The sequence below is a fragment of the Sphingobacterium kyonggiense genome, assembly GCF_039536825.1.
Classification (GTDB): domain Bacteria; phylum Bacteroidota; class Bacteroidia; order Sphingobacteriales; family Sphingobacteriaceae; genus Sphingobacterium; species Sphingobacterium kyonggiense.
Genome location: NZ_BAAAZI010000012.1, coordinates 43,169 through 60,535, shown reverse-complemented (window position 1 = coordinate 60,535; position 17,367 = coordinate 43,169). Strand labels below are relative to the sequence as shown.

15 protein-coding genes are annotated in these 17,367 nt (G+C 39.2%); 10 read left to right on the top strand and 5 right to left on the bottom strand.

Features of this window, described 5'->3' with window-relative positions; genetic code table 11:
* Nucleotides 1-97 precede the first annotated feature (97 nt).
* The 4 genes from ABD676_RS15000 to ABD676_RS14985 form a co-directional block, all read right to left on the bottom strand.
* Complete coding sequence (locus ABD676_RS15000; RefSeq protein ID WP_344675551.1) at nucleotides 98-1,270, bottom strand: acetyl-CoA C-acyltransferase; 1,173 nt, start codon at nucleotides 1,268-1,270, stop codon at nucleotides 98-100.
* Nucleotides 1,271-1,474: 204 nt separating this feature from the next.
* Nucleotides 1,475-1,828: a four helix bundle protein gene (locus ABD676_RS14995; protein WP_344675550.1), complete on the bottom strand. Its 354-nt coding sequence runs from the start codon at nucleotides 1,826-1,828 to the stop codon at nucleotides 1,475-1,477.
* Between the two features lie 151 nt (nucleotides 1,829-1,979).
* Nucleotides 1,980-4,406, bottom strand: coding sequence for a 3-hydroxyacyl-CoA dehydrogenase/enoyl-CoA hydratase family protein (locus tag ABD676_RS14990; protein ID WP_344675549.1), 2,427 nt, complete (start codon nucleotides 4,404-4,406; stop codon nucleotides 1,980-1,982).
* Between the two features lie 24 nt (nucleotides 4,407-4,430).
* Nucleotides 4,431-4,877, bottom strand: coding sequence for a MarR family winged helix-turn-helix transcriptional regulator (locus tag ABD676_RS14985; protein WP_344675548.1), 447 nt, complete (start codon nucleotides 4,875-4,877; stop codon nucleotides 4,431-4,433).
* A gap of 259 nt (nucleotides 4,878-5,136) precedes the next feature.
* Between ABD676_RS14985 and ABD676_RS14980 the strand changes: the two genes are divergently transcribed.
* On the top strand, nucleotides 5,137-6,099 hold the full coding sequence (locus tag ABD676_RS14980; protein ID WP_344675547.1) for an isopenicillin N synthase family dioxygenase: 963 nt from the start codon (nucleotides 5,137-5,139) through the stop codon (nucleotides 6,097-6,099).
* A 138-nt stretch (nucleotides 6,100-6,237) separates the two neighbouring features.
* On the opposite strand, the gene ABD676_RS14975 is transcribed toward ABD676_RS14980, so the two are convergent.
* Nucleotides 6,238-6,612: a DUF3127 domain-containing protein gene (locus ABD676_RS14975; RefSeq protein WP_344675546.1), complete on the bottom strand. Its 375-nt coding sequence runs from the start codon at nucleotides 6,610-6,612 to the stop codon at nucleotides 6,238-6,240.
* Between the two features lie 65 nt (nucleotides 6,613-6,677).
* On the opposite strand from ABD676_RS14975, the gene ABD676_RS14970 reads away from it, so the two are divergent.
* From ABD676_RS14970 to ABD676_RS14930, 9 genes are all read left to right on the top strand, one after another.
* Complete coding sequence (locus tag ABD676_RS14970; protein ID WP_344675545.1) at nucleotides 6,678-7,838, top strand: THUMP domain-containing class I SAM-dependent RNA methyltransferase; 1,161 nt, start codon at nucleotides 6,678-6,680, stop codon at nucleotides 7,836-7,838.
* Nucleotides 7,819-8,490, top strand: coding sequence for an HD domain-containing protein (locus ABD676_RS14965; protein ID WP_344675543.1), 672 nt, complete (start codon nucleotides 7,819-7,821; stop codon nucleotides 8,488-8,490). The genes ABD676_RS14970 and ABD676_RS14965 overlap by 20 nt, the downstream gene beginning before the upstream one ends.
* 55 nt (nucleotides 8,491-8,545) lie before the next feature.
* Complete coding sequence (locus tag ABD676_RS14960; RefSeq protein WP_344675542.1) at nucleotides 8,546-9,400, top strand: phosphodiester glycosidase family protein; 855 nt, start codon at nucleotides 8,546-8,548, stop codon at nucleotides 9,398-9,400.
* A 7-nt stretch (nucleotides 9,401-9,407) separates the two neighbouring features.
* The gene (locus ABD676_RS14955) at nucleotides 9,408-10,166 is read left to right on the top strand and encodes a glycerophosphodiester phosphodiesterase (RefSeq protein WP_344675541.1); all 759 of its coding nucleotides are present in this window, start codon (nucleotides 9,408-9,410) and stop codon (nucleotides 10,164-10,166) included.
* 1 nt (nucleotide 10,167) lies between these two features.
* Complete coding sequence (locus tag ABD676_RS14950; RefSeq protein ID WP_344675540.1) at nucleotides 10,168-11,010, top strand: endonuclease/exonuclease/phosphatase family protein; 843 nt, start codon at nucleotides 10,168-10,170, stop codon at nucleotides 11,008-11,010.
* A 150-nt stretch (nucleotides 11,011-11,160) separates the two neighbouring features.
* A complete protein-coding gene (locus ABD676_RS14945) occupies nucleotides 11,161-11,931 on the top strand; it encodes a DUF4197 domain-containing protein (protein WP_344675539.1) in 771 nt (256 codons plus the stop codon).
* Between the two features lie 94 nt (nucleotides 11,932-12,025).
* Nucleotides 12,026-13,279, top strand: coding sequence for a peptidase T (gene pepT, locus ABD676_RS14940; protein WP_344675538.1), 1,254 nt, complete (start codon nucleotides 12,026-12,028; stop codon nucleotides 13,277-13,279).
* Between the two features lie 47 nt (nucleotides 13,280-13,326).
* Entirely contained in the window at nucleotides 13,327-13,890 is a 564-nt protein-coding gene (locus ABD676_RS14935) for a nitroreductase family protein (RefSeq protein WP_344675537.1), read from the top strand.
* Between the two features lie 249 nt (nucleotides 13,891-14,139).
* Complete coding sequence (locus ABD676_RS14930; RefSeq protein WP_344675536.1) at nucleotides 14,140-17,367, top strand: SusC/RagA family TonB-linked outer membrane protein; 3,228 nt, start codon at nucleotides 14,140-14,142, stop codon at nucleotides 17,365-17,367.

The window sequence follows — 17,367 nt, the reverse complement described above, 5'->3', positions numbered from 1 at the left end:
CTTTTATAAGTGCCAGGCTTTCGCCTAGCTAGATTGTTAATCTGTTTTTTATTTTTTGGGTAATATTATTTTTTGTTTGTCTGTAGACTTTGAAGGATTACAGCAATTCAAATATTCCTGCAGCTCCTTGACCAGTACCCACACACATGGTTACCATGCCGTACTTTTTGTTTTGACGTTTTAATTCGTTCAATACTTGTACTGTCAATTTAGCGCCGGTACAACCCAGTGGGTGACCTAAGGCAATCGCTCCACCGTTGACATTGACTTTGTTCTCATCCAATCCCAACTCACGTATAACCGCCAGCGATTGTGAAGCAAATGCTTCGTTTAATTCGAAAAGGTCAATATCTTCTTTTTTCAATCCTGCTTGTTCTAATGCTTTTGGAATAGCGTAGATCGGTCCAATACCCATAATGCGAGGAGGCACACCAGCAACGGCATAGCTCACCAACTTGGCAATAGGAGTTAGGTTTAGTTCTTTCATTTTCTTTTCAGAAACAACCAATACAAAGGCGGCACCATCTGAAGTTTGAGAAGAGTTACCAGCGGTAACAGATCCCTTGGCATCAAATACTGGCTTAAGGTTCGCCAATGCTTCCAATGAGGTATCAGCACGAGGGCCTTCATCTGTATCTACCACGTATTCACGGGTAGCGATCTTACCATCTTTAATGTAATTTTCTTTGACTGTGATAGGTACAATACCATCCTTTAGGTGACCATTTTTAATAGCTGTAACTGCTCTTTGGTTGGATTGCAAAGCAAATTTATCCTGATCTTCTCTGGAGACATTGAATTCTTTGGCAACAGCTTCTGCAGTAAGCCCCATTCCCCAATACCAATCTGGATGTTCTTTTGCCACCACCGGATTAGGCACGATCTTCCATCCACCAAATGGCATTCCGGACATCACTTCGACACCACCAGCGATGATGACATCTGCCATTCCGGTTTTGATCTTAGCCACCGCAGTAGCGATGGTTTCCAATCCAGAAGCACAATAACGATTCACCGTAACGCCAGGTACTTTGTCTGTATCCAAGCCCATCAGTGAAATGAAACGTGCCATATTTAATCCTTGCTCTGCCTCTGGCATCGCATTCCCGACGATCACGTCGTCTATATCTTCTTTGTTCAGATTCGGCACCGAAGCCATCAAATGCTTAATGACCGAAGATGCTAAATCATCCGCACGCGTAAACCGGAAACCACCTCTAGGTGCCTTTCCAACCGCTGTACGAAAACCTGCTACAATGTATGCTTCCATAATATAGTATTTAGTATATAGTATTTAGTAGTTAGACCATTTGTCGCCTAAAAAAGAGATTTTTTGTGCCCTTTTGAAGGGTGAAGCTGATTGTGAGAAATCTGTGTTTCTATGTTTATCATGCCTCTAATGTTAACCTCTAAATATCTAATTGTCTTCTTTTAATGTTTTTTTATATGATGATCTAATTTTTCTTAGATATTGTTATTTCTTTAATTTCAATTGAAGAGAGAAACTCATTTTTTGTATTTCATATAGTTGTTCTAATAAAATTTGTAATTCTTCCTCTTTTAAATAACCTAAGTTCTTAGATATCATTAATTGTGTTTCTACTTCATATGTTGAGCCATGCGCTATTGCTAAAAATTGGACAAATTCTTTGTTAGAATTTCTTCCGGCACCTTCTGCTATATTGGAAGGAATTGCTACTGATGCTCTGTTTATTTGACTTATTAGATTAAACTTCTCATTTGATGGAAAATGGGATGTTGTTTTATATATGTCTGAAACAAATTCTATGGATTTATTCCACAGTAACAGTTTTTTATAGTCATGCATGGAGTTTGGTATTTAGTATATCGCATTTTTGATTCTCTTGTCATTCAAAATAGTTTTTTAAACTCGTGACTGGCTCCCTTTTTATGATAATAAATTGTTAAATATGCTTATCGGCTATAGGGTCTAAATACTATATACTAAATACTAACTACTAATTTCTAAGGGGTTTGCCTGTAGTCAACATATGCTGAATTCTTTCTAGGGTTTTGCGTTCGGTGCAGAGCTCTAGGAAGGCTTTTCTTTCCAGATCCAGAAGGTATTGCTCCGATACGTCTGCTGGTTGGGAGATGTCTCCACCGGCCATGACATAACCTAGTTTTTCAGATATTTTCTTGTCGTGTTCCGAGATGTAGTGTCCTGCTTCCATGGATGATGCACCGACGTATACTAAGCCTAATGCTTGATTGCCTAGGGCTTTGATATCGGTACGTTGGATTGGTTGTACATATCCGGCATCGGCAAGCTCAATAGCTTTAGCCTTTGCATCTGCAAGTAGTCGAGCACGGTTCATCGTGATGGCATATTTACCTTTTTGTAGATAACCCAATTCGTAGGCTTCCACAGCTGAAGTAGATACTTTTGCTTGTCCAATGGTTAAGAAACGATCTCTAAAGTAGTTTTGATCAATTTGATCCGGACGGTAATCGTCAGAAGCGCGTAGTGCGAATTCCTTAGAACCACCACCACCAGGGATAACACCTACACCAAATTCTACTAATCCCATATAGGTTTCCGCATGTAGCTGTACAAAGTCAGCATGCATAGAGAATTCACAACCACCTCCTAGAGTCAGTTGGAAAGGTGCTGCTACAACTGGAATGGCAGAATAACGGATTCGCATGGATGTATTTTGAAACATGCGAACCGCCATGTTCAATTCATCGTAGTCCTGCTCCACCGCCATCATGAATATCATGCCGATATTAGCGCCTGCAGAGAAGTTTTTGCCATCGTTGGATATGACCAGTCCACGGTATTCTTTTTCTGCTAAATCAATCGCTTTATTGAGTCCTTGGATGACTTCACCACCAATGGTATTCATTTTGGTATGGAATTCAACGTTCAGGATTCCATCGCCTAAATCAATGATGGATACGCCAGAGTTTTTCCAAATGGTTTTATTTTCACGGATGTGATCTAAAACAATTAAGTCTTCTGTTCCTGGAATTGGCTTATAAGATTTTGAAGCGATATCGTAATAATGGCGAACGCCGTTTTCTACTTTATAGAAGCTCTCATTTCCAGCCTCCAACATATCATGTACCCATTGTGCAACTTCACCAGTTTGACCAGGAAGACGCTTTTCTTCGGATTTGATTTTTTCTAGAGTTTCACGAACGCCTAAGGCATCCCATACTTCAAATGGACCAATTTCCCATCCGAAACCTGCACGCATAGCGTCATCAATACGGAAGAAATCATCCGTTATTTCTGGCACTCGTTTAGAAACATACTCAAACAATGGATAGTGCATAGCGCGGAATAGTTGCCCTGCTTTATCTGTTCCTTGTTCATAAACTTTCATGCGCTTACGGATATCCTCAACAGGTTTGGTAGCCTCAAGTGTACTTGATTTTACTTTCTGTTGTGGTCCGTATTCTAGTGTTTTCAGGTTTAAGGAAAGGATTTCAGAACCACCTTTGGCATCTTTTACCTTTTCATAGAAACCTTTTTTAGTTTTTTCACCAAGCCATTTGTTTTCCACCATCTTATTGATGAATGCTGGCAATTGGAAAACACCTTTTGCTTCATCATCAGGAGCATTTTGTTCCAATCCTTTGGCTACATTCACTAATGTATCTAAGCCCACCACATCCGCAGTACGGAAAGTTGCGGATTTCGGGTGCCCCATTGCTGGACCGGTATATTTGTCTACTTCCTCCACGGTAAGATCCAGTTGCTCCACCAAATGGGTGATAGCCAACATGGAGTATACTCCAATTCGGTTACCGATAAAGGCTGGTGTATCTTTACATAAAACGACGGTTTTACCCAGCATTTTATCACCATAATGCATCAAGAAATCAACCACTTCTTTCTTCGTGTCAGGAGTAGGGATGATTTCTAATAATTGAAGATAGCGCGGTGGATTGAAGAAGTGAGTTCCGCAGAAATTGGCTTTAAAATCTTCAGAGCGACCTTCTGTCATCAGGTGAATTGGAATACCTGAGGTGTTCGAGGTGATTAAAGTGCCTGCTTTGCGGAATTGTTCTACTTTTTCAAATACGGATTTCTTAATGTCTAGGCGTTCTACGACCACTTCAATTACCCAGTCCACATGAGCAATTTTTTCCATGTCGTCGTCGAAATTTCCTGTGCTAATACGCTTGGCAAAGGACTTGCTGAATAATGGAGCAGGGTTTGATTTAATCGCTGTTTCCAAGGATTGGTTCACGATTCTGTTTCTCACCAAGGGACTCTCTAAAGTTAATCCTTTTGCCTGTTCAGCAGGTAAAAGTTCTCTAGGGACGATATCCAATAATAAGACCTCCACACCGATATTAGCAAAGTGGCAAGCAATGCGAGATCCCATCACACCGGATCCCAATACAGCAACTTTCTTAATATTTCTATTCATATCGTATATATTTTCTATGTTAAATTAAGGTTCTACTTGCATCACCGGAGCATAGTTAGTCGCCAATTCATTGATCTTGACAAGCATCTTAATCATATTGGCTCTCTCCTTTTCGGAAAAGGAATTACTGAGGTAATCGTTGAATTCTCGGACGACATCCTTTGCGATCTTTCTCTTCTCTCTTCCTAATTCGGTAAGATAGACTTTCACCGATCTTTTATCGGTATCACTGGTCTCTCGATAGATAAACCCGAGACCTTCGAGATTGTTCAACACACGGGATAAAGATGTGGTCTTTACGCCGGTAGAGTTCGCAATCTGTGATACTGGTGTGCCGTCACGGTGAATATTGATCAGGATATAACCTGCCGCTTGTGTAAAGCCGTGTTGTGAGGCAATCACATTATACTTGTTGGCAACTGTTTGCCACGCCGTCTTTAAAAAGTAATCAAGGGTATTGTCCTGGCTCATATTTCGGTTATATTACTTATTTATTATGCAAGCATAACAAATTTAATAGATTCGATTGATAAATCAAACTGTTTTGTGATTTTTTGGGAAAACCATGACGATTGCTCATTTATTAGGTTAATCCGTACACAAATTAAGCATTGTGGATAAAATTATCTATTGAATATCATATATTTATGTTTAGGTCTGTGGCTGTTACCCACAGCTTAGAACATTTGGAGCGAATTATCCGTTAACTTTGTAATAAACAAAAACAAACATGGCATTAGTAAATATTCCCAGATTAGATCTTCAGCATTATACCATTGGTGATGAGGCGCAAAGAGCACAATTTGTTCAAGATCTTGGTAAAGCCTTCAATGAAACAGGCTTTGTGACCATTGCAAATCATGGTTTATCACCTGAATTGATTGACGATCTATATAAAACCGTAAAGGCATTCTTTGATCTTCCAGAAGATATCAAGCGTAAGTATGAATTCCCGGAATTAGCTGGTCAGCGTGGTTATACTGCCAAAGGACGTGAGAAAGCTAAGGATTCTAAGACTCCAGATTTAAAAGAGTTCTGGCAACGTGGTCAAACGATTATTGATGAGGAATATTCAAAGGCAGATTTCCCAGATAATCCAAAGGTGGATGAACAGCCTCAATTTGATGAGATAACAGGACAGATCTATAAGAAACTTGAGGAAGCGGGTCGTAATCTATTGAAAGCCATTGCTACTTATTTACAATTGCCAGAGGATTATTTTGAACCGTTTGTACATAATGGAAATTCCATTTTACGTGCGATACACTACTTTCCGATAGAGAACCCTGAATTAATTTCTGATGATGCGGTTCGTGCTGGTGCTCATGAGGATATCAATTTAATTACCCTGTTGATTGGTGCTTCTGCGGATGGCTTAGAAGTGTTAACCAAGGATAATGAGTGGTTCCCGATAAAAGCCAAGGGAGAGGATATCGTAGTGAATGTTGGGGATATGTTACAGCGCTTGACCAATAACAAGTTAAAATCTACTACGCACCGCGTTGTTAATCCACCGCGTGAGTTGATGAAAACTTCCCGTTACTCGGTTCCATTCTTCTTGCATCCAAAATCAAGCATGAGCTTGGCATCATTGGATTCTTGTATTGATGCAGAACATCCGAAGGCGTATGAAGATTATACTGCTGGTCAATATTTGGACGAACGTCTACGTGAGATTGGATTGAAAATGTAATTCCAATATTGGAAAAATTATAGCAACAGAGGCTTTCTCCTTGAATGGAAGAAAGCCTCTGTTTTTTTGCTGACTCAAATAAGGAGCAACAAAAAAAGCTGTACGATGTGTACAGCTTTTCCATATGGTAACTTTCGATTAGAAAGGTAAATCGTCATCATCGGCACCGCTAGAGCTGATGTCTACTGGTGGCATATCAGCATAACCAGGAGCTTGAGCTGCTTGAACAGTATTTGCTAATTTAGTAACACGCCAGGCAACTAACGAGTTGAAATAGGTGGTTACACCTTCTTTGTTAGTCCAAGGACGACCACGCAGGTTGAAAGACACTTCGATATCATCACCAACTGCTAAATTATCAAATATATTTACGCGATCTTGTGTCGCTTCAAAACGAATATACTCTACGAATTGTGGGTTCTCAGCGTAAGCAACAATAATATCTCTCTTTTTGAAAGACTCGGTTACTTGTTGCGTTGCACCTACCTCATGTACTTTTCCTCTAATTTCCATAACAAATTTATTAAACCGTAAAATTAAACATTTTTTGCTTACAGAATAAGTAACTTTGCAGAAATATGGCAGAAGTTTTCAACACACAAAGTAAGGTAATCGTCACTTGCAACCGTCGATTATCACCATTCTTAGAACAAGAAGTCCGCGATTTAGGATTCGATATAAAACGTGCATTCAATACAGGAGTAGAGCTTAAAGCCTCTGTAAATGAGTGTATCAAGCTTAATTTACATCTCCATACTGCATCTCAGGTTTTATATGAACTAAAGGCCTTTCGTGCGAACAATGCCGATGAGCTTTATAAAAACTTAGTACAGATTCCTTGGGAGGATTTATTACCTATTGATGGTTACTTTACTGTAACGTCCAATGTGCACAATGAAACTATAACAACTCCTTTATTTGCGAATGTTAAAGTTAAGGATGCTATTGTAGATCGCATAAAGAATAAGAAAGGCATGCGTCCGAATTCAGGGCCAGATTTGAATCGTGCGGTGATACATTTGCATTGGATGGAAGACAGAGCAGAGATCTTTTTGGATACTTCTGGAGAAACCTTAGCAAAGCACAGCTACCGTAAGCATCCTGGGAAAGCGCCTATGTTAGAAGCTTTAGCCGCAGCAACCATTTTGGCAACTAAATGGAATGGACGTTCTCCTTTTGTCAATCCGATGTGTGGTTCAGGTACCTTAGCTATTGAAGCTGCTTTAATGGCTCAGACACGTAAACCAGGTTTGTTGCGTATGAATTACTCTTTCATGCATTTCATTGGTTATGATGAGGAAGTATTCTTCAATGAACGCCGTATTTTAAAAGACATCACTGAGAAGACCAATCTTCCAGATATTATTGCCTCCGATATTTCATCCGAAGCTATTGAGATAGCGAAGTTAAATGCTCGCACAGCTGGAGTAGAACATTTAATCAAATTTGAAGTTTGTGATTTTGCAGAGACAACCGTGCCAGTTGGGCAAGGTGTCATCATGTTCAATCCGGAATATGGTGAACGACTAGGTGTTCATAGTAAATTGGAAATGACTTATGCACGCATTGGAGACTTCTTGAAAAAAGAGTGTCAAGGATATCGTGGATATGTATTTACGGGAAATCCAGACTTAGCAAAGAAAATCGGATTACGTGCTTCTCGTCGCTTTGAGTTCTTTAATGGTAAATTAGACTGTCGCTTGTTACAATACGAATTATATGAAGGTTCCAAAGACTAGCCAACAAGAGGAGATTATCCAAAAAACTGCTGCTTATGTTCAGGAGCAACTAAAAGATGCCGAATCAGGTCACGATTGGTGGCATATCCTCAGGGTATGGAACAATTGTAAATTGATTCTTCAAACTGAAGAAGCGGATGAGTTTGTCTGTGAATTGACTGCCCTGTTGCATGATATTGCGGATAGCAAATTTTATGGAGGTGATGAAACCATTGGCCCACGTGTGGCTGGGGAGTTTCTAAAGTCCTTAGAAGTGGAACATGAGGTTATCGAGCATGTGCAACAGATTATCTTAAATATGTCCTTCAAGGCATCTCTTGGAGAAGTAAGCTTTCATTCTAAGGAATTGGAAGTCGTACAAGATGCCGATCGTTTGGATGCTATTGGAGCGATTGGTATTGCGCGTGCCTTCAATTATGGCGGTTATAAAAATCGTGAGATCTATAATCCGGATGTACCGTTTCTAGAAAATCAATCGAAAGAAGCCTATAAAAATACCACAGCACCCACGATCAATCATTTTTACGAAAAGTTATTGTTACTGAAAGATAAGATGAATACGGTGAGTGCTAAGCATATTGCTGCAGGAAGGCATGCCTTTATGGAAGACTTTTTGCAACAATTTTATGGTGAATGGAGAGGCGAACAATAAGTTTAACGATTTCTTAATAATAATTGGGTAATTTAGTGGGACAAGTTTGAAATACATGCTCCGACGAAATATTCAACACCTAATCCTATTCGTTGCAGTCTGTGTCATAGGACAAATACAATTGCTCTATGCACAAGACCAAGACTCCCTTCAGGTCGTACAGACCAAATGGAACAGCAAGACTATTCAAAAAGGTGTCATCTGGCACCAAGCACACATCACTAATCTTTTCAATGCCGTCCAAGAAGTTAATTGGGTAGAAATTGATTTAAAGAAATTAGCCAAGCGAGTTCATATTGCCGGAGAGCCCAAAGTACTCAAGAAAACCAGTCAATTTGCCGAAGAAAACCAAGCCTTGGTAGCCATCAATGCTGGTTTCTTTGATGTGAAAAATGGTGGAGGAGTAGATTTAATTAAGGTTGATGGCCAAGTTATCAACTCTGGAGCACCATCTGCTGCTCGTGCTAATGCCGTATTCTCTATTGATGGCAAGAAAGTCAGGATAGAATCCGTATCACCTGAAACTACTATCAATGCTAAAGCAAAGAGCTTATTGGTCGCTGGACCAATGTTGGTTTCAAATAATACCCGTATTACTTTACCGAATAGCCCATTCAATTCCAATAGACACCCTCGATCTGCTGTTGGTATCAGTGGAAAAAACAAGCTGATCTTAATTGTTGTTGATGGTCGTAGTAACCAATCTTATGGCATGTCCTTACCCGAATTAGCGAAGCTGATGCATTGGATAGGAGCTAAAGATGCCATGAATTTAGATGGTGGAGGAAGTTCCACCTTATATGTTGAAGGAGGTTCCGACAATAATATTGTAAATTATCCTTCAGATAATAAAAAGTTTGACCATGAAGGTCAACGTTCAGTTTCAAATATCATCTATTTAAAAAAATAAACAAACAATGAAGAATTCTATTTTAATCGTCATCATGTCACTTTTAGTTCATAGCGCTTTCGCGCAGACGGAAATTATTGCCCACCGCGGTGCTTGGAAAAACACCAATGCTCCACAAAACTCTATTGCTTCCTTAAAAGCTGCTATTGATCAAAAATGTTGGGGAAGTGAATTCGATGTTCACTTGACGAAAGACGATGTTTTGGTTGTCAACCATGACCATGATTTCTATGGAATGGAGATTGAAGAAAATACCTATCAAGAATTATTAGCAAAGAAACACCCGAATGGAGAATCGCTTCCAACTATTGACGAGTATTTACAAGCTGGTATGGGTCAAAAAGGAACCAAACTTATCTATGAGTTGAAGACTAGCCGTATTAGTAAGGCTCGTACGTTGAAAGCTGCTGAATTAGCTGTCGCTGCTGTCAAGAAAAACAAAGCACAGAAAATGGTGGAGTACATCGCTTTTGATTGGGATGCTTGTTTAAAGCTACGTGAATTGGATAAAAAAGCGAAAGTACATTACTTAAATGGCGATAAAACACCAGTGGAAGTAAAGGCTGCTAAATTAAGCGGTGTAGATTATAACTTGAATGTTTTCAAAAAGAACCCTACTTGGGTAAAGGAATTTAAGGCTGCAAAATTGAAAACGAACGTGTGGACAGTAAATACCGAAGAGGATATGAAGCTTTTCATTAATGATAAAATTGACTTCATTACTACTGACCAACCTGAGTTGTTGAAAACAGTGTTAGCGAAATAAAATGAAGAAATTCTTATTGGGAATCAGTTTGCTGCTCTTGGGGTTTGCAGTTAGTGCACAAACCAGTATGCAGGTAGCTTCTTTTAATATCCGCCAGAAGAATACCCATGATCAAGGTAACATGTGGGCTGATCGCAAGCTGGCTGTTACAGATTTAATCAAGTATCATGAGTTCGACATCTTTGGGGTACAGGAAGCTTTTAAGGATCAGTTGGATGAGATGTCTGCTGATCTACCCAATTTTAAACATGTAGGTGTTGGTCGAGATGATGGAGCACAGAAGGGTGAATACTCCGCTATATTCTATGATGCTACGCGTTTCAAGCTGCTTAATAACGGAACCTTTTGGCTATCTGCTACCGATACGGAGAAGCCTAACAAAGGTTGGGATGCAGCCCTACCTAGAATTTGTACATGGGGTATCTTTCAAGACCTGAAGAACAAAAAGAAATTCATTTTTATGAATACGCATTTTGATCATGTAGGAGTAGAGGCTCGTAAGGAAAGTGCCAAGCTAATCTTGGCTAAAGCCAAGGAGTTTGCAAAAGACCTACCATTAATTCTTACTGGTGATTTTAATGTGGATGAGAAAAATGAAGCCTATTTCACGCTCTCCAAAAGTGGTGTTGTACAAGATGCTTATGATCTTGCCAAGATAAAATATGAGCCAAATTCTAGCTTTAACGGCTGGGGTAAATCCATTAAACCAAGCGGAAGGATTGATCATGTATTTATTACTAAGCCATTTACGGTGCGTAAATATGGAATTTTAACCGATACATATATGAACAAATTTCCTTCAGATCATTTCCCTGTTGCTGTAGAGCTGATCTGGCCCAAATAAAACAAACAAAATAGTGCATAAGGCTATCCTTCAAATGGGGTAGCCTTTCTTGATTTTAAAGCATGCCTATTCCGCTACATTTATTGGGATACAGAAAAAACAAAAGGAAAGATTGCTTAATAATTTGTTATTTTTGAGAAAATGAAATATATGAAAAAGCCACTGATCATCGGTCTTTGTAGCACAGCCATCTTCTTTTCGAGCTGTGATGTCATGAATCAAGGAGGAGGAATTATGTTGCCTCCAGGAGGAACAACAACCAGCAACCCTGGAAATACTACTGGAAATTCTACTGGTACAATCACTCAAGCAGAAGCAAATACAGGTGTAAAACAAGCACTTAATAATGGGTTACAACAGAGTATACAGATCCTTTCTGCCAAAGATGGTTTCCTAGGAGATCAAATGGTCAAGATATTAATGCCTGAGGAGGCTCGTAAAGTGGAGTCTGCTTTACGTGCGGTTGGTATGGGTAAATTGTGTGATCAATTTATCACCAGTATGAACCGTGCTGCGGAAACTGCGGTTAAAGAAGCCTCATCGGTATTTATCAATTCCTTATCCAGGATGACAATTAACGACGCTTTCAATATTTTATTGAGTGGTAAACAAGATGCTGCAACGACTTTTTTCAAGAATAGTACGACCGCCGAACTGACCACACGCTTTAGTCCGATTATTCAATCCGCAATGGGTAAAAATAATGTTTCTGGATATTGGACTCAATTGACCACAGCATACAATCAATTGCCATTAGGTAAAAAGATTGAAACAGATTTAACAGCTTACGTTACTAAAAAAGCAATCGATGGATTGTTTGTTAAAGTAGCTGACCAAGAGCTTAAGATTCGTCAAAATATTGGTGGTGCTCGAAATTCAGGTATCTTAGAAAAGGTATTCGGTTGGGCCGATAAGCAATAAAAACTTCAATAAATATAAAACCGAAACAGCCAGTTAAACTAAATAACTGGCTGTTTCTAATTTAGGTAGCCGTAATAATTTGTAGATTTGCCTTATGGAAATTAATAACATTAATGATTTTCAGGTCGCTGAAAATTTTAAACGATATGTTCAGATTGATACCCAATCTGATGTGCAGTCAACAACTGTCCCTTCAACAGAAAAACAAAAAAATCTAAGTCGCATATTGGTAGAAGAATTGCTTCAACTTGGTATTAAAGATGCTCATTTGGACGACTTAGGCTATGTATATGCCACAATCCCTTCCAATACCGATAAACAAGTTCCCGTGATTTGTTTTTGTTCACATGTAGATACTTCTCCTGACTCTTCCGGTACGGATGTAAAACCATTGGTTCATGCCAATTACCAAGGTCAAGACTTAGTATTGCCTGATGATAACAAGATCGTTATCCGTCTGGCTGACCATCCTGATTTAAAAGATCAGATCGGCAATGATGTTATTACTGCTTCTGGGAAGACCTTGTTAGGAGCTGATGATAAAGCAGGAGTAGCTGAGATTATGGATGCTGCGCGTATTCTGATGGCAAACCCAGAAATTAAGCATGGCGACATCCGTATTTTATTTACCCCGGATGAAGAAATTGGCCGTGGAGTAGACCATGTTGATATGGATAAGTTAGGGGCGCAATATGGCTATACCATGGATGGAGAGCGTGCTGGCACCTTAGAGGATGAAACATTCTCAGCGGATGGTGTTAAGATCAAGATTGATGGAGTTTCTATTCACCCGGGCTATGCGAAAGGTAAAATGATAAATGCGATCAAGATTGCAGCAGAGATTGTTGAAGCATTGCCAAAAGATCGCTTATCACCAGAAACTACACGTGCTAAGGAAGGTTTTGTTCACCCGACTAGTATCGAAGGGTCTGTGGAAGAAACTGTATTGAGTTTTATTATTCGTGACCACGATACTAAAAAGTTAGCAGATCACGAAAAAGAGCTTGAAGAGATAGTTAAAACCGTTATGGAGAAATATCCTGCAGCGGCTTATACCTTTGAAGTGTCTGAGCAATACCGTAACATGAAAGAGGTATTGGATCAACATCCACGTGTTGTGGACATTGCATTGATGGCTATTGAACGTGCAGGCATGAAAGCAGAGAAACGTAGTATCCGTGGAGGAACGGATGGATCTCGCTTATCATTTATGGGATTACCTTGTCCGAATATATTCGCTGGAGGACATGCCTTCCATGGTAAGCAAGAATGGGTATCTGTACAAGATATGCAAAAAGCTGTATTGACTATTTTACATATCGCTGCCCTTTGGGAAGAGGTATCCTAATCCAAATTTTACTTATATTAGAAACAGTAGCCATTAAAATATAATTTATGCAAAACGAAGTATTAAAAGCAATTCAATTCCGTAGATCCGTATTCCAGGCAAACTTTACTAATGAGGAAGTTAGTCGCGAAGAAATCATGACCATCTTAGAGGCTGCTAATGCAGCTCCAACGCACAAACGCACACAACCTTGGCGTTTTGTCATATTCCGTAACGAAGGTCTTCTACGCTTGGGTGATGAGTTAGCAAGAATTTATAAATCGATTACACCTGAAGAGAAATATACGGAAGCAACCGAGCAAAATATGGCTAAAAAGGCTACCCAGTCTAATGCAGCTATTGCGATCGTTGTGAACTATACTGGTGATGTACCGGAATGGGAAGAGATTGCAGCGACGGCATGTGCTGTAGAAAATATGTGGTTAGCAGCATATTCTATTGGTGTAGGCGGTTACTGGGCTACTCCTGGTATGATCAACCATATTGGTCCTTTCTTAAACCTAGAACCTAATCAACGTTGTATTGGATTTTTCTATTTAGGGAAACACCAATCCGAAGAACGAGAACCAGTTCGTAATCCCATTGAAGATAAGATCCGCTGGGAAGAATAATTAGAAAATTAAAATTTATAATAAACGAGCCTAGACTTTAATTTTACCTTAAATTAAGTTTAGGCTTTTTTGTTGATATTCAATTAATGTTTGTAACATTTCCTTATTAATAAACAAGGTTCTCAATCGTTTTCGTGATTAACACAATCGTTTGTGTTAATTCTATGTTTACTATTTGCAAATTATCTTTTCTAGACTTACGGTTAGTATAACCAAAATTGTACTAAAAAACCTTTCATCTGATAAGAAATGAGCAAAAAAGATTATTTTCCAAAAGGGAGATGGACTAAGGCCTTTATTCATTTAGCCTTACTTTCACCTCTAACGCTTTTTGCATCTCCAAGCTTTGGCCCCAAAGTAACAGATTCAAAAGACCAGCCATTTGTACTGAACAAAAGTTTAAGTGCACAGCAAGAAATTTCCGGAACAGTACGTGATAAGGATGGGAATCCTTTAGCTGGAGTTACCGTAAGTGTAAAGGCAGAAGGTAAATCGACTTCTACCGATGTGAATGGTAAATTCAGTATTGCTGTTGCATCAAACAGTAGTGTTCTTAGTTTTACCTATGTTGGATTTGAATCCAAGGAGGTGACTGCAGGAAGTGCTAATTCTGTGGTTTTAGAACAGTCTTCCGATGTTATTGACGAAGTTGTCGTTGTAGCCTATGGTAGACAAAAGAAATCGAATTTAACCTCGGCAGTTTCACAGGTAGATCCTAAAGTATTGCAGGATCGTCCTTCCCCAACCGTGACCAATATGTTGCAAGGTGCGGCACCAGGTTTAGTGGTGACGAGAAACTCCGGTAGACCAGGAGGTCAGGGCTTAAACATCAAATTGCGTGGGGAGACTTCAGCAAATGGTAGTGTAAACCCATTAATTGTCATCGATGGTGTCATTAGCTCCGAAGAAACCTTCGTAGCAATCAATCCTTCTGATATTGAAAACATCTCCGTACTTAAGGATGGTGGTGCAACCGCTATCTATGGTGCTAAATCTGCAGGTGGTGTTATCTTGGTAACCACCAAAAAAGGAGCTGCTGGAACAGGTAGAATTTCCTTGTCTAGTAATGTCGGTGTACAATCACCAAGTGCTATGCCAGACCGTCTTTCCTTGATTGACGAGATGAAATATGTGAATTTGGCAAGAGCAAATGCCAATGTAGGCCCAGAGTATTCTGAGGATGATCTAAATTATGCGGTTAATGGCCCAACCTTCGTTAAAAACAAAGACGGACAGTGGGTGACTTATAACCAACAAAATATTCTAGATCAAGTCGTTCAGAAAAAATACAACATCTATAACAACAACATCCAGTTCTCAGGTGGTAGTGAAAAGATTACCTATATGGCATCCTTAGGGAACATGACCCAAAATGGTATGTTCAAGGTAGGTAATGATAAATTTTCTCGTATCAATGCCCGTGCTAATATCTCTGCGCAGGTAAATGATTACTTGAAATTGGATATAGGAAATGCTTTCATCAATCAAGATACACGGAATCCGCAGGATGGTGGATATGGTATTGATGGTGGGGGTAACTCTATTCTTCGCCAATTCTATTCTTCCAGAATGCGTTTCCCGATTTACAATGAAGATGGTACTTATTTCAAAAGCGGTTCTTCATCAGCATTCGGATATGCCATTATGAAGGATGGTGGTTTCAATAATGACTTAAAACGTACTTACTTCAACAATGCCACTGCTACGATTAACAATTTCGTAAAAGGTTTGGAAATTAAATTGATGTACAGTAGAGAGCATATTGAACAGCAGAATAGAAACTTCAGAAGAACCGTAGATTTTTATACCGGACCAGATCCGAAAACAAAATCTCAATTAAATAATCCAAATAACTATTCGATAGGGAATTACAAGCAATTAAAGCAGAATGTTCAAGCAGTAGTAGATTATAACTTAACTGTTGCTGAAAAGCACAATTTCCATGTTATGGGTGGTTTTCAGTTCTATGGTGATGAGTACCAATATCAATCTGCATCAACGAAGAATCTTTATGTAAATGATAACCCATCGCTGAACTTTACATCAGATCCATTGAATAAATCGCATAGCCAAAGTGCGTACGCTGAAAAGATGCAGTCTTTCTTTGGTCGATTCAATTATAATTTCGATGAGAAGTACTTATTTGAAGCGACTATTCGTTCGGATGAAAGTTCAAGATTAAGTCCGGGCAAACGTGTTCAAGTATTTCCATCCTTCTCTGCCGGTTGGAATATGACCAAGGAGTCTTGGTTCAATGAGGCATTGCCAATCTTTGATGAGTTTAAACCACGTGTTTCTTGGGGTAAAGTAGGTTCGACAATTGGAATCGGATACTACGATTTCCTTTCTCAATTGAGTACGAACTCCAACCTAAATATCTTCGATTTAAAACAGACTTATCTATGGCAAAATGCATTGCCAGGTGATGAGATTTCTTGGGAAATTATTGAGACTAGAAACATTGGTCTTGACTTTAGTTTATTAAACAGAAAGCTTTCAGGAACATTTGAATATTTCAATAAGTTCAACAATAACATGTTGGTGCCGGTTACTTATCCAGCGACCATTGGAATTGCTGTGCCGAAGTCGAATGATGGTAGAATGAAAACTTGGGGTTGGGAAGCTAGCTTAAATTACCGTGATAAAATCGGTGATGATTTTAACTACAATGTTGGAGTAAGCATGGCCGATAACCAAAATAAATTAATCAAATATGGTGGTGCGGCTAATACACAAGTGTATTCGGGAATCAACAACCTAGTAGAAGGTTATGCTCTTAAATCTATCTGGGTATATAAAACCGATGGTTATTTCCAAAATGCGCAAGAGTTAGAAGGCGCACCTAGTTATGAACGTTTCATCAATAAAACTGGTGTTCCAGGAGTTGGTGATGTACGTTATGTCGATGTTGATAACGATGGTGTTATCACACCTGGAGATAATGTATTAGGAAAGACTGGTGATATGATTTATTTGGGCGATACCAATCCGCGTTACCAATACGGTATCAATGCTTATATGGGTTATAAAAACTTTGACTTCTCCTTCTTTATTCAGGGTATTGGCAAGCGTTGGTTAAAACCTAGCAACGAGTTGATTCAGCCACAATTGTATTCTTATTACTTGCCAATGGATTTCCAAATGGATTACTGGACGGAGGAAAATCGCAATGCAGCATTCCCAAGACCATATTTAGAAGGTGGACATAACTTCCAAAACTCCGATAAGTGGTTCTTGAGCGGTGCATATGCACGTTTGAAAAATGTGCAATTGGGATATACCTTAAACAAAGATGTCATCAAAAAGATGCCGTTTAACCGTGTTCGACTTTATGTTTCAGCAGAAGATATTTTGACGGTATCCAAGTTGGGTGTATTTAAAGGAGCCCTTGACCCAGAAATCAGACCTGAAGATAATAAGGTTTCACCTTATCCATTCGCTACTACTGTATCCTTTGGTCTAAATATCGATTTATAA

What these genes read in the sequence shown, in the direction of transcription:
- ABD676_RS15000 (WP_344675551.1), bottom strand. Translation starts at nt 1,270, where the DNA reads ATGGAAGCATACATTGTAGCAGGTTTTCGTACAGCGGTTGGAAAGGCA.
- ABD676_RS14995 (WP_344675550.1), bottom strand. Translation starts at nt 1,828, where the DNA reads ATGCATGACTATAAAAAACTGTTACTGTGGAATAAATCCATAGAATTT.
- ABD676_RS14990 (WP_344675549.1), bottom strand. Translation starts at nt 4,406, where the DNA reads ATGAATAGAAATATTAAGAAAGTTGCTGTATTGGGATCCGGTGTGATG.
- ABD676_RS14985 (WP_344675548.1), bottom strand. Translation starts at nt 4,877, where the DNA reads ATGAGCCAGGACAATACCCTTGATTACTTTTTAAAGACGGCGTGGCAA.
- ABD676_RS14980 (WP_344675547.1), top strand. Translation starts at nt 5,137, where the DNA reads ATGGCATTAGTAAATATTCCCAGATTAGATCTTCAGCATTATACCATT.
- ABD676_RS14975 (WP_344675546.1), bottom strand. Translation starts at nt 6,612, where the DNA reads ATGGAAATTAGAGGAAAAGTACATGAGGTAGGTGCAACGCAACAAGTA.
- ABD676_RS14970 (WP_344675545.1), top strand. Translation starts at nt 6,678, where the DNA reads ATGGCAGAAGTTTTCAACACACAAAGTAAGGTAATCGTCACTTGCAAC.
- ABD676_RS14965 (WP_344675543.1), top strand. Translation starts at nt 7,819, where the DNA reads ATGAAGGTTCCAAAGACTAGCCAACAAGAGGAGATTATCCAAAAAACT.
- ABD676_RS14960 (WP_344675542.1), top strand. Translation starts at nt 8,546, where the DNA reads ATGCTCCGACGAAATATTCAACACCTAATCCTATTCGTTGCAGTCTGT.
- ABD676_RS14955 (WP_344675541.1), top strand. Translation starts at nt 9,408, where the DNA reads ATGAAGAATTCTATTTTAATCGTCATCATGTCACTTTTAGTTCATAGC.
- ABD676_RS14950 (WP_344675540.1), top strand. Translation starts at nt 10,168, where the DNA reads ATGAAGAAATTCTTATTGGGAATCAGTTTGCTGCTCTTGGGGTTTGCA.
- ABD676_RS14945 (WP_344675539.1), top strand. Translation starts at nt 11,161, where the DNA reads ATGAAAAAGCCACTGATCATCGGTCTTTGTAGCACAGCCATCTTCTTT.
- pepT (WP_344675538.1), top strand. Translation starts at nt 12,026, where the DNA reads ATGGAAATTAATAACATTAATGATTTTCAGGTCGCTGAAAATTTTAAA.
- ABD676_RS14935 (WP_344675537.1), top strand. Translation starts at nt 13,327, where the DNA reads ATGCAAAACGAAGTATTAAAAGCAATTCAATTCCGTAGATCCGTATTC.
- ABD676_RS14930 (WP_344675536.1), top strand. Translation starts at nt 14,140, where the DNA reads ATGAGCAAAAAAGATTATTTTCCAAAAGGGAGATGGACTAAGGCCTTT.